The organism is Salegentibacter profundi (assembly GCF_054121475.1).
In genome coordinates, this window is the sequence record NZ_JBSYGG010000002.1 from 252034 (window position 1) to 264246 (window position 12213).

The following is a 12213-nucleotide window of genomic DNA, read 5'->3' on the forward strand; positions in this document are numbered from 1 at the left end:
CAATGAACTATATCAAGCAATTAAACGCCGCTTTTGAGAAGTTCTATTATGATGATCGCTTGAATCCTACCCATATTAGCTTATATATGGCCTTATTCCAGGAATGGAATAGTAGCCGGTTTGCAAAGGATTTTTTTGTAAACCGCAGGGATTTAATGCAAGTAGCCAAGATCGGTTCTAAATCTACCTATCACAGGTGTGTAACCGATCTTGATACCTGGGAATACCTTTGCTACTTCCCATCAAATAATCCTTACAAAGGCAGTAAAATTAAGATGGCCATTATTGGGACAGGTGATGAACCTGCAGAAGACTATTACGATCCCAAATTAGAACATCTTGCGGAACGCTACCATCCCATACGAGAACCAGTAGTGAACCGGTACCCTCCCAATAATGAACAAGCTGTGTACTCGCAGCGTCCCTCAGGTGGACAAGTATTGGTATCTACTATAAACAATACTAAACCAATAAAACATAATAAACAACCAAACAGCTTGCAGATAGTTTTAGATTTTTTTAATGATAAAAATTTTAATCCTGATGATGGAAAAGAGTTTTACGAGTACTATGAAGACAGGCAGTGGCAGACAAGCGATGGTTCTGACGTGAGAGATTGGAGAGCTCTAGCAAAATATTGGGTCGAACAAAAATCGCTTATGAAAGAAAAAAATAGATTAAATAAAAAGCAGGAGGTGTCCCATTTCCGGGACAACTTGCGAACCACTAAAAATAAAGATTATGGACAACCCCTCTAAAATAACCGAAGGCGGTGTGGAGTATTCCCTGGGGAAATTCGATGGGACTTGCGTTCATTATGACTTTCCCAAAATTTTAAAATATCTCGATGCTAAGGGCAAGCTACTTTTTGGAAAGCAATTTAAGATTTACAAAGAAGACAAGGCTATTCTCTTAAAACTCACCTCCTATTTCATCCGGGATGAAGCAATCTGTAAAAAATATGGTCTCGATCTAGAAAAGGGAATATTACTGTCCGGGCCTGTAGGATGTGGTAAGACTTCTCTAATGAAGCTCCTAAGGCATTTGGCTCCCAGGCAGCGTCCTTATGAAATGATTCCCTGCCGAAATGTTACATTTAGTTTCAACCATATAGGCTATAAAACTATTAAGGATTATGGCGATACTAAGTTTTTTTGTTTTGATGACCTTGGCGTAGAACCCCCTGGAAGATTCTATGGTAAGGATCTAAACGTTATGGGTGAAGTGCTGTTATCCCGGTATGAACTCTTCCTTGAGACCCGTAAAAAGCTAAGGACCCACGCCACTACGAATTTAAATGCAGAAGAACTGGAAGAACGATATGGTAACCGTGTTCGTAGCCGGATGCGTGAATTATTTAATTTAGTAGCTTTTGATAGGAATGCTGGGGATAAGAGGAAGTAGATGAGTTTTTAGTAACTTGGATCTATCTTTAATTTCAAATATTGAATATTATGTCTGGTAGACTTCAAGATATTGAGAATAGACTTCACCAAATAAACAGTGCAAGATTTCAAAATCTTTGCGATACATACTTAGTCCTAAGAGAGCGAGAATTTACAAGTATTGAACGTACTGGCAGCCAATTTGGGAAAGAGAAAACCGTAAAAGGTACGCCGGATTCATTTATCCGTTTGTCTAACAATAAATTGGGTTATGTTGAACACACAACGCAATCTTCTTCATTACCAGAAAAAATGAAAGAGGATATTGATAAGTGTTTGGACGGATCAATTACCAAAGTTGCCTCTAAACAAATAGACAGAATTATAATTTGTTTTAACGGAAGATTAAAAACTGCCCAAGAGGTTAAAATACAGGAATATGCTCAATCCAAAAATATAAAACTGGAATTGATTGGAGTCGATACATTAGCTCTTGAAATACTCTCCAAATACCTCCTCCTCGCTAGAGAATTTTTGGACATAAAATTAGAAACAGGACAAATACAAACACTTTCAGGATTTATAGCAGAATACAATAACAAAGCGAATAATTTATCTACTCCACTAGATAACGTATTTCTGCATCGTGAAAATGAATTGAAACAGATAAATGATGCGATTAATGAATCAGACCTCGTAATTATTTCTGGAGCCGCAGGAGTTGGAAAAACAAAGATTGCTCTTAAATCAATTGACCAGTTTTTAGAGCAGAATACCTCATATACTCCCTATGTTATTGTTAAAAAGGATGTGGATATCTACGAAGATTTAAAAATACAATTACAACAGGATAATGACTACATTTTATTTGTAGATGATGCTAACAGACAACTTATAAACCTACAACAACTTTTTGGTGTCTTTAAAGAAGTCCGAAAAGGGAAAATTAAATTAGTTTTAACTGTCAGAAATTATGCCTTAACAGACATTCTTAAAGAATCGTTTGTTTTTGATAATGAAACAATTGACATTCCAAAATTTTCAGACGAAGAGATTGTTCAATTACTTGAAAGTGAATCATTTGGTATTCAGAATTCTAAGTATCAGAAGAAAATCGTCGAATTATCCGATGGCAATGCAAGACTAGCCATAATGGGTGCTAAAATCGCACTCGATAAACAATATGAATTCTTAGCAGGAGATGTTACCGAGCTCTATGATACATATTTTAAAAATGTAACTTCAGACTTAGATATATTTCAGAATAAGGTTCAGATGCAAGTTCTTGGTTTGATTTCATTCTTTTTCACAATAAATAGGGAAGACAAAGATGTAATTGAAACGATTTTAGAGAATTTTGAGATTGACTACTATAAATTTAATGAAGCTGTAGAGGAATTGCATAAAAAAGAATTAGTAGAAGTTCAATACAACCACATTCGGATATCTGAACAGGTAATGGCCACATACTTTTTCTACTTGGTCTTTATTAAAGATGGTCTCTTATCTTTTGACAAATTACTCTTTAACTATTTTGATGGTTACAAACATAGGTATACCGATACAATAATTCCAGCCAACAATTCTTTTGGATACGATAAGGTTTTTTCAAAAATAAATCCTGCACTAGATAAATATTTGGTAAGAATTCAAAATGATGAAAACAAAACTTTGACTTTTTTGGACCAATTTTGGTTTTATAAACCTGAAGACGTATTAAGTTATTTCGGGCAGAAAATAAATAATCTATCGGAGCCAGAGAATCCAAAATATCTTACAGAATATGAAACGAATGATTTTGTACATAGTAAAGAACAAACTCTTGATTTTCTAACCAGATTCTTTCGCCATCAAACTGAATCTTTTGAACCCGCAGTAATACTGGCATTTGAATATATAAGAAAGAAGCCAGAACATCTGCCAGAATTCATTCGAAGGATTCGGGAAACTCTTTTATTCGATGAACGTGACGAACGGTATGGCTTTGCCCGCCAAAGTAAATTCATAGAACTTATGTGTTCAAGAATTGCCAAAGGAAAAGAGCATTTCTGTATAGCTTTTTTTGCTGTTTCCGAAACATTTCTTCAACATTCATTTCATATAGTACACGGTGGAAGAAAACACACAATTACCTTTTACGATTATCCTATACCTCAGACTAAAGAAATAGAATTACTAAGGGCTACAATTTGGAAAACGCTCTTTACTTTATTTGACAACTACCGAAGCAAGGTTATTAAATCAATAAATAATTTTCGCCCTGGATATAGAAAAAGAACTCCCAAGCTATTGGAATATGACCTGTCGTTTCTTATACCTTTTATTCTAGAAAATTTTTCCCCCCAATCATTTATTGAATCTCATTCGGCAAATGACTTATCAATATCATTAACAAATGAAGATAGAATTGATGGGGAGATTTTTAATGAATTAGAATCTGCATTTAATACAAAAGCCTACAAAAATTTTAGAAAATTGGATTGGAATAGGTTCAGGGACAAAGAGGAATATGAATTTGAAGATTGGCGTGAATATGAGAGAGTAAAGTCAGATGATTTAAAACAGAATTTCACCTTTCAATCAATTAATGATTTTCCTGCTTTTTTTGATTGTATAAATAATTCTCAGGCAATTATTGATCGAAATCATTCGCAGATAGAAAAGTCGCTAGAGGTAATTTTCGAAGAAAATTTTTTGCAAGACGAAGATATAGGATTGCAACTTTTAGAAGAATATTTAAACAAGAATTATAAGATTAGATGCCTTTACCGAACTATTAGTGTCATTGTAAAAAGTTCCAAACTAAACTCTAAGAAACTCTGGAGCATATTAGAAAATTGGAGCGGTGAGAATTCCATTTATTGGAAATTGACTTTTTTCGAACGACTCCCTTCGGATTTCGTCAACAATAATTATTACGATAATTTAAAATCCACTCTTAAGAGCATCGACTGTAACGCATATCTCTATATTCAAGAATACAAAAAGTTCAACTTGGTTAAAACGGATGCCATAAAAGAAATTTTATATATTATATCGCAGAAAATTGAGGAAGGGATTAATTTACGAACCTCAGAATATCCATATACGGATGGCTTTGATCAACTTAAGGATGATTACGCTCTAATGAGCAAACTATATTTTCAGCAATACACACTAGGTAAGACCAGTTTTACTTTTGATTATGAAAAGAAAGGATTTAAAAACCTCTATGTATCCTATCCTGAATTCTTATTTGATTTCTTCAACGTGTTCTATTCGAAATATGATTTGGGGCGTAGGAATGACAATTTGAAAATTGGATTTATATGGGACACTTCAGATAGATTTAAAGAAATATCTGCTGTAATCGAATTTCTAGTAGATGCAGAACCTTATTTTGGTTTGGGTGGTCATTCCGTATCCGTATTATTTAATGAATTGGATACAATACAGTCTAAAAACGCCTTAAATTTCTTGAAATCATATATTACAAATAATCAAGAAAATCGTAAACAGATTGAAGTCATATTTGATATAATCAGAAAGCAATTCAATGATAAATTTGAAGAATTACTACTTTTCTTTCTTGATTTAAATAGCAATGTAGAATTTTTCAAACAAATAGATTGGCCAGGAAATCCAGGAGTACAAATGGGTGAGGTTAATTGGGGTGTATTACACGCAAAAAGGTGGGAAAGGATTCTGGCCATAGTCGAAAAATCCAAAATGGTGATTGAGATCATTCCAATCAAAGCATTTATAAAAAAGATAATTCAATCAGAACATAATCACGCAGAACATGAGCGAATGCAAAAATTCATAAGACCTTCCGACTTCTAATATGCCCTATTATTTCTAGTACTATTTTGCGAATACATTTTATCACCTCAATTCCCAATTCTCTCATAACTTTCTAAATTTTTGATTAAACTTTCCCATATCACGAATGCCAAAACTTGAAGGTTCTTAGGCTTTTGAAAATAACCGTTTTCCTCTCCATTACTCAAAAACCCCAATTCTACGAATACCGAAGGAAAATAATTAATCGTTTCCCGCAATACCTGAAAATTAGTAAACTTCAAGCCCCTACTATCAAAGCCTAAATGCTTTTTAATTTGATTCTGCAATTGATAGGCAAACCAAACAGACTCTTTTGAATATTCAGAGTGAGTTTCTCCAACGTACACCTCGATCCCCCTTGCAATAGCATTATGAGAATGATTACAATTCAACGAAAGAAACAAGTCAGCATTCAGAACTTTAGCAAGTTTTGTTCTATCCGATAATGAAATAAGCGTGTCGTTATACCGAATCAAGTATAAATTCAATGGTGCCTCTGACTTTTCGTTGAGCCTTAAAATTTCCAAGCCAATATTCAACACAACATTCTTTTCTTTAATTCCATTTATTCCGATGGCACCGGAATCTTTTCCACCCTGACCCACATTAATTACTATTCTTTTTTTTAATCCAGTTTCCTGTCTAAAAATGATGCACATATTCAGAAGCAAAATCATAAAACTGACGTTTTTGAGCACTTTTTTCATTTTCATTTTCCGAGTTATTAACCACCTCCTTCTATAATCCCATAAAATTTAATGCCAAATGAAATCATTGAAAATCAATCTTATATAAATAATATTTTATTCACAATTTACTGATTTTCAATTATTTAAGACATTAAATTTCTAATTTTCTCATAACGAAAACGAGTCAAAACTTAAAACTTTCAGTTATGAAAAAATCTATCTCTATGGCAACTGTTTTATCGTTGCTTTCTACGAGCGTTTTTGCGCAAATCGGTGGGATCGAAGATTCCGTTGCCGATATTTCCGATACTATAAGGAATATATTTCCAATCATCCTTGGAGTAATCTTCCTGGTCGGGTTCCTTTTTAATGCCGGCCACTTCTTTGGGGAAAACTCCGACCTCAAAAAAGGAATAACCCGGGTGTTGGTCTTTGTTCTTATCGCAGGCGCTGTGGTGGGAATCTTCACCTATTTGATCACCATTGTAGTTTAAGTCGCTAAGCGACATTTAAAAAAATAAAGGAACAGTTATGAAAAAGTATGAACCTTATAGGAACATTCGAAAAGGTGCGGTAATCTTTGGGCTTCCCCTTCCCCTATTCGCGCTAATGATGCTTTCGATAATCGCGTCCCTACTGGTGATCATTTTCTCCTTCAGTCTGGGTGTGATTATTAGCGCCCTGCTCTTTAATGCATTCTTGTATATCGGGTTAAACCGTATCAGTCGGCTCCTGGAATTTCTACAGATGACCGGGGCATTTCCAAAAATGATCAGTAATAAAAGAAACTCAGGTATCCATTATGAAAAAGATTAACCTCGCCTCTCACTGGCCTATTACAGATATTCGGGACAATGTTGTTTTTGCCCCAAACGGTAACATCGTCCTATGTTACCGGCTTGACCTGCCTGAAATTTACTCCTTATCGGAAAAAGATTTTGAAGACCTGCACGCCACCTGGTTTCAGGCGCTTAAGTCCCTGCCGGTGGGTACAGTAGTGCATAAGCAGGATATTTATGAGAAGAAAGCATTCACTGCAACGACACTTCCAAACAAAACCTTTTTGGAAAAGGCCACCAGTGATTATTTTAAAGATCGGGAGTATATAGCGCACCGCTCTTTAATATTTTTTACCCTGACCAGGAACAAAGCTTTAAACAACTCCAAATATGTAAACCCTTTTCGAAAAGTCTCCAAAGAAATTGTCAGGGAACTGGATGCCAACCTTAAAAGCTTTATCGGCTCGGTAAACGATTGTGTTTCCTTTATTGCTAACAGCCGAAAGGTTTCTATAAAAGCAATACCACCAGAAGAAATCACCAGCCTAACTTCCGAGTACTTCAATGGTTTCAATGATGGTTTCGATACCGATATCCTACTCGAAAAACAACATATTCAAACGGGGGACAATTATTTTGATGCCCTGGCTATCAATAGCGAGCTGTGCTTTGGCGAAAGGGTACAGTCGAGCAAAACCAATGAGAAATTCACATCTGATGACTTTGTATTTCACCAGGGGTTTATTGATGGGTTGGGGCTTCATTTAAGAGAAAACCATATAGTCAACCAGGTACTCTACCTGGATGATAAACACAAGTGGCGCAAGCTACTGGATAAAAAAGTAGAAGAGCTCAGCAAGAGTTCTAACTTTGGCTCTCAAAACAAAGTCGTTCTTGGAAAGATCCAGGAAATCCTGGAAAGGATTAATAGCGATGATAATGCCCGGATCATCCGTGGCCATCTTAATGTCATCTTTTGGGATCGTGATCCCCGTAATTTGGAAGGCATTGCCTCTAAAATTAAGGCTGAGTTCAAGGAACTGGATATTACCCCTTACGCTCCACGAGGCGAGGAACGTAAGAATTACCTACTGAACAGTTACTGCTGCTTCTCTTCCAATTTTTCCGATGAAGATCTCTATGTCACCGATCTAAAACATGCCTTATGCCTTTTTATCAATAACAGCAATTATAAATCGGATCCTACAGGTATCATTTTTAATGACCGTGAGCATAATATCCCCGTACTAAAAGATGTTTGGGATGAGGGAAAGAAACGCATCAAGGCGCGCAATTTTGCCATCTTCGCCCCTACCGGGGAAGGGAAATCCTTTTTGGCCAATAACATACTTCGTCAATATTTTGAAAACGGGGTACGCCTGGTAATTATCGACCTGGGAGGTTCTTATACCAAGTTCGCAAAGCTCTATCCCGAAAAATACACCGTTTTACGCTACGAGAGTGGCAAGAGCTTAGGCATCAATCCTTTTTATATATCCAATCACGATGATGTAGGCCCTGAACGGTTGGAAGATCTTTCGGTGTTTCTATTAGAACTCATTGTTGCAAATGATAAGGTTACCAAAGCACAATCCGTAGCCATTAAAAAGATCCTCCGTTACTATTACAAAAACACAAAGGAAAACCATTCTTTAGATAGTTTTTATCATTTTATCGAGCAGCGAAAAGATGAGCTACTGGAGACCCTTAAAATCCATCCCGACTACTTCAATGTTACCAACTTTTTGCACGTGCTCTCGGAGTATGTCGGCGATGGTCTATACAGCTTCTTATTTGAAGTTAGCGAAGATCAAACTTACAAGATAGAAGATAAGCGGCTGATTGTCTTTGAACTCGATGAAGTCAAGGACAATAAAGAGATCCTCTCGGTGATGCTCAAACTTATCAAGTCGGCGATCCAGCGTACGATCTGGAAAAACAGGGCAGAAAAGGGAATCATCCTTTTTGATGAATTCGCCAAGCAACTCAAGTTTGACAATGTCCTTGAAAGCGTGGAATTCTACTACCAGGCCATTCGTAAACAGAACGGTGCCATTGGAATTATCTTACAATCCATAAACCAACTTCCTAATAATGCTACTTCCTCAAGCATCCTGGAAAACACCCAGGTAATTTACAGCCTGAATAATGAAAAAGGTTATGAAGAACTGGCCAGGCGCTTGAGCCTCTCTAGGCACGATCTCAACCAGTTGAAATCGATCAGGAATAATTTGACCGGCAAGCGCAAGTACACCGAGATCTTCATTAAGATCGGCAAGGAAAGCAACATTTTCCGCCTGGAAGTACCACCCGAAGTCTATGCTGCCTACCTCACCGACGGTACCGAAAACGAGGCCATAATGGCCATTTATAAAAAAACCAAAAATATGGAAAAGGCAATCAAGGAATTCATCAGGAAGGCCGAAACGCTAATTAACAATTAAAACAATTCGATATGAAAAACAAACACAAAACCTTGGTTCTCTCACTGGCCTTAGCTTTATGCTTGCCTGCAGGCGCTGCCTGCCAGGGGATGCCGGTGTATGATAATACGAACTTTGTCAGCCTGGTTAAATCCCTGGTGGAATCGGCCAAGCAAACTGCTAACTTGGTCAAGACCGTCAACTTTTTAAAGGCACAGAAAGAGAATATTGAGAAGGTCAATAGCGTGGTACAGGATTTAAAAGCCGTTCGTGAGATAGGTCGTAACAACCAACGCCTTATTGCGGTAATGCAGGATGACCTTCGGGATATCTTGAATTCCCCTTATATCAAACCCAACGAAATAAGCAGGGTGACCCAATCCTTCAGTGACGTGGTAGATAACTCCCTGGAAACCGCAAGCTTTATCGATGAGATTTTATCAAGTGATCATTTAAAAATGAGTGATGCCGAGCGGGCGGAGATTTTAAAGCAAAAAGAACTCGAGTCGAAAGAGATGGTCACCGATGTGCGGCTAAAGACCAAGCGTTACCGAGAGATCATTTCTTTTCGGGAAATGCAGGACAGGATTAATAACCGGGAAACAGGCTTTTGATGATGGAAGGGGTAATTATATTGGCCGTAGGAGTCGAATATATCGATAGTGTTTTCCAAACCATCCAGGAAAGCGAATTTTCTCGGTATACCATTGTCGGCATGAAGACCTTGGCGGTGCTCTTCTTTTTGGTCAACATCCTTAAAAAGTATAATGAAGGCATAGCCGACAGGCAGGGCTATACCTGGGGGCTTTCCCCCGCAGATCTGGCCAAGAACTTTGCGGTGGTCCTGCTGGTTATTTTTTCAACGCAAATCCTGGGCTTCTTTGACAATATTCTTGTGGCTATTGAAAACCAGTACCGAGATACAGCCCCTGCCCTTCTTCCGCTGCAGATGCAGGAGATCCCCATCGAGGAAGATGTCTCCCCTATGGGGGCGATGCGTAAAGCTATGGCTTTACTCTATGAGGCCTTAGTCACACCACTATATGGCTTTAAAACCTTTGCATTTTTAATTAGCCTGTTTCTATGGATTCTGGATTTATTCATCTATCCCTTATTCCTTGCGGAACGTTATTTCCTCTTGGGTATTATGCAGGCCTTTTTTCCGCTGGTACTAAGCCTGGCGGTATTTGAAAAGTTTCGCTCGATGGCCTATGGTTTTTTCAGGCTGTATGCCGCAGTATATATGCTGGTGCCTGCATTCTTCCTGGTTAATGTGTTTATTAATGCTCTGTATACGGAGATCAACAACAATTTTTGGGAAAACCTATTCGGTACGGATTACGGGAGCGGTTTTTTTGCACCGGTTGTAGAGCTGGGTTCGATAGTTTTTATCGTGTTTTTAAAATTCAAACTCTACCGGCGGGCCATTTCATTTACCCTAAGACTTTTCACCACTTAATCAGCAGCAACCGATATAACCAATTTAGTCATTGAAAAATATAGTTCAAAAATGAAAACACCATATAAAAATATCTATTTGATATTAAAACTCAACCGCTTTATCGTGCTGGCCGTAGTGCTTTGCTCAATGGGCTGCAGTGTTTTTGCCATTTGGATGGCCATCTCCACACGGAATATGGCATTAAACAGCGCCTTTGCCATCAATACCGATGGGAGCATCATTCCCTTAAAGCTGGTGACCCAAAAAGAAAACTTCCAGGTAGAAGCCCTGGCTCATTTGGAGCTGTTTCATACCTATTTCTATAATATTGATGCCAGCAACTATGAGAAAAACCTGGAAAAAGCATTATGGCTGGGCAATAGTTCTGTAGACAACCTATACAGGCAGAAAAAGGCCGAAGGGGTTTACAACCGCTTATTGCAGTACTCGCTGGTCCAAAAGATATTAACGATCGATTCGCAGCTCGAAGAAAAGGAGGAATCGTACCATTTTAAAACCACTGTTATTTTTGAAATCAACCGCGGCAATATAGTAGACACCTATGAACTAGTAAGCACGGGAAAATTACTCATCGTAGATCGTCACTTTCCCCATAACCCTCACGGACTCCTCATTACGGATTATTTCGAAAACAGTTTAAGAAAAGTACCCTCACAAAATTAAAATTAGAACCGATGAAAATTGAAAAGAACAAAATCGTATTCATTAGCGTCCTGGTGGTCATTGTGATTTTTCTTGTCACCTATACCTTAATGATCACCGGGGAGGATGAAGAGCACCAGGAAAACCTCCGGCAAACTGAGATCCCTGATCTTGAAGAAGAAAGCCAGGAAACCTATGAGTCCAAACTGGAGGCTATTGATAACCTCAAAGAAGTTCGGGATAAGAATGCGCCAAGTATTTATGATGAAACGTTCTTGGATTCTTTAGGCTATTACGATACCGAGCTTTTGGAAAAAGAAAAAGAGCGCAAGATCGATAGTATTTATGAATTGGGAAAAGCACGGCAAGCACAAATCGCAAACCTCAAGCAAACCCCGCAAACCAGTCCATCGGAGAATAACAGCCCCTCACTAATAGAAAGAGCACCAAAAGTAGATACTGGGGAAGCGCGAAAAATCGAAGCCAAAGAAATGGGATTGGAACATCAATTATTCTTTGCTTCTGCTCCCGAAGCACCTAAAGATGGTACTACCAGCAATACAGATAAGGAAATTAACGTGATGGTTGATGGTACCCAGGTAGTTAAAGCCAACTCCAGGCTTCGGATGCGACTTTCGCAGCCTGCCAGGATTGGTGATAAACTTATTCCCAAAAACACCCCGGTTTTTGGTTTTGTTAGTTTTCAGCCTAATCGTGTCCTGATTGAGATTGAAAATATCAATAAGCATCAAACTAGCCTAAAAGCCTTTGACCTTGAAGATGGTAGCGAAGGTATCTACATCGAGAATAATTTCCGGGCGGAAGTAACTACGGAAGTCCTGGATGATGTAATCGGTGATATTAATATCCCAAGTGTACCCCAGGTCACCGGGATAAGCAAAGTATTTCGCCGAAATAACCGCAACGTAAAAGTGACCATTCTAAATAATTACAAATTAATTCTCAAAGCCAGCAGACCTGAATCAAACTGGGGAATGGCTAACCAATAAA

11 protein-coding genes are annotated in these 12213 nt (G+C 37.9%); 10 read left to right on the top strand and 1 reads right to left on the bottom strand.

Annotation, left to right across the window (positions count from 1 at the left end):
* The first annotated feature begins 2 nt into the window (after positions 1-2).
* Genes ACW6NC_RS03970 through ACW6NC_RS03980 form a run of 3 tightly spaced genes read left to right on the top strand, consistent with a single transcriptional unit; the run spans position 3 to position 5207 of the window.
* Positions 3-758 carry a hypothetical protein gene (locus ACW6NC_RS03970; RefSeq protein WP_133549765.1) on the top strand — a complete coding sequence of 252 codons (756 nt, stop codon included), beginning with the start codon at positions 3-5 and terminating at the stop codon, positions 756-758.
* Positions 742-1404: a P-loop NTPase family protein gene (locus ACW6NC_RS03975; protein ID WP_034892256.1), complete on the top strand. Its 663-nt coding sequence runs from the start codon at positions 742-744 to the stop codon at positions 1402-1404. The genes ACW6NC_RS03970 and ACW6NC_RS03975 overlap by 17 nt, the downstream gene beginning before the upstream one ends.
* A 50-nt stretch (positions 1405-1454) precedes the next feature.
* Entirely contained in the window at positions 1455-5207 is a 3753-nt protein-coding gene (locus ACW6NC_RS03980) for an nSTAND3 domain-containing NTPase (RefSeq protein WP_133549763.1), read from the top strand.
* Between the two features lie 47 nt (positions 5208-5254).
* On the opposite strand, the gene ACW6NC_RS03985 is transcribed toward ACW6NC_RS03980, so the two are convergent.
* The gene (locus ACW6NC_RS03985; protein ID WP_450104929.1) at positions 5255-5920 is read right to left on the bottom strand and encodes an N-acetylmuramoyl-L-alanine amidase family protein; all 666 of its coding nucleotides are present in this window, start codon (positions 5918-5920) and stop codon (positions 5255-5257) included.
* A 182-nt stretch (positions 5921-6102) separates the two neighbouring features.
* Between ACW6NC_RS03985 and ACW6NC_RS03990 the strand changes: the two genes are divergently transcribed.
* From ACW6NC_RS03990 to traM, 7 genes are read left to right on the top strand one after another with little or no spacing between them, the layout of a single operon-like run.
* A complete protein-coding gene (locus ACW6NC_RS03990) occupies positions 6103-6390 on the top strand; it encodes a hypothetical protein (protein WP_133549867.1) in 288 nt (95 codons plus the stop codon).
* 37 nt (positions 6391-6427) lie between these two features.
* The gene (locus ACW6NC_RS03995) at positions 6428-6712 is read left to right on the top strand and encodes a hypothetical protein (protein WP_457863888.1); all 285 of its coding nucleotides are present in this window, start codon (positions 6428-6430) and stop codon (positions 6710-6712) included.
* Positions 6699-9119: a TraG family conjugative transposon ATPase gene (locus ACW6NC_RS04000; protein WP_457863889.1), complete on the top strand. Its 2421-nt coding sequence runs from the start codon at positions 6699-6701 to the stop codon at positions 9117-9119. The genes ACW6NC_RS03995 and ACW6NC_RS04000 overlap by 14 nt, the downstream gene beginning before the upstream one ends.
* Before the next feature lie 11 nt (positions 9120-9130).
* Positions 9131-9712: a conjugal transfer protein gene (locus ACW6NC_RS04005; RefSeq protein WP_457863890.1), complete on the top strand. Its 582-nt coding sequence runs from the start codon at positions 9131-9133 to the stop codon at positions 9710-9712.
* Positions 9713-9714: 2 nt separating this feature from the next.
* Complete coding sequence (locus tag ACW6NC_RS04010) at positions 9715-10557, top strand: hypothetical protein (protein ID WP_457864079.1); 843 nt, start codon at positions 9715-9717, stop codon at positions 10555-10557.
* Between the two features lie 51 nt (positions 10558-10608).
* The gene (locus ACW6NC_RS04015) at positions 10609-11223 is read left to right on the top strand and encodes a conjugal transfer protein TraK (RefSeq protein WP_457863891.1); all 615 of its coding nucleotides are present in this window, start codon (positions 10609-10611) and stop codon (positions 11221-11223) included.
* Between the two features lie 11 nt (positions 11224-11234).
* The gene (gene traM / locus ACW6NC_RS04020; protein WP_457863892.1) at positions 11235-12212 is read left to right on the top strand and encodes a conjugative transposon protein TraM; all 978 of its coding nucleotides are present in this window, start codon (positions 11235-11237) and stop codon (positions 12210-12212) included.
* Position 12213: the final 1 nt, after the last annotated feature.

What these genes read in the sequence shown, in the direction of transcription:
- ACW6NC_RS04010 (WP_457864079.1), top strand. Translation starts at nt 9,715, where the DNA reads ATGGAAGGGGTAATTATATTGGCCGTAGGAGTCGAATATATCGATAGT.
- ACW6NC_RS03980 (WP_133549763.1), top strand. Translation starts at nt 1,455, where the DNA reads ATGTCTGGTAGACTTCAAGATATTGAGAATAGACTTCACCAAATAAAC.
- ACW6NC_RS03985 (WP_450104929.1), bottom strand. Translation starts at nt 5,920, where the DNA reads ATGAAAATGAAAAAAGTGCTCAAAAACGTCAGTTTTATGATTTTGCTT.
- ACW6NC_RS04015 (WP_457863891.1), top strand. Translation starts at nt 10,609, where the DNA reads ATGAAAACACCATATAAAAATATCTATTTGATATTAAAACTCAACCGC.
- ACW6NC_RS03990 (WP_133549867.1), top strand. Translation starts at nt 6,103, where the DNA reads ATGAAAAAATCTATCTCTATGGCAACTGTTTTATCGTTGCTTTCTACG.
- ACW6NC_RS03995 (WP_457863888.1), top strand. Translation starts at nt 6,428, where the DNA reads ATGAAAAAGTATGAACCTTATAGGAACATTCGAAAAGGTGCGGTAATC.
- ACW6NC_RS03975 (WP_034892256.1), top strand. Translation starts at nt 742, where the DNA reads ATGGACAACCCCTCTAAAATAACCGAAGGCGGTGTGGAGTATTCCCTG.
- ACW6NC_RS03970 (WP_133549765.1), top strand. Translation starts at nt 3, where the DNA reads ATGAACTATATCAAGCAATTAAACGCCGCTTTTGAGAAGTTCTATTAT.
- ACW6NC_RS04000 (WP_457863889.1), top strand. Translation starts at nt 6,699, where the DNA reads ATGAAAAAGATTAACCTCGCCTCTCACTGGCCTATTACAGATATTCGG.
- ACW6NC_RS04005 (WP_457863890.1), top strand. Translation starts at nt 9,131, where the DNA reads ATGAAAAACAAACACAAAACCTTGGTTCTCTCACTGGCCTTAGCTTTA.
- traM (WP_457863892.1), top strand. Translation starts at nt 11,235, where the DNA reads ATGAAAATTGAAAAGAACAAAATCGTATTCATTAGCGTCCTGGTGGTC.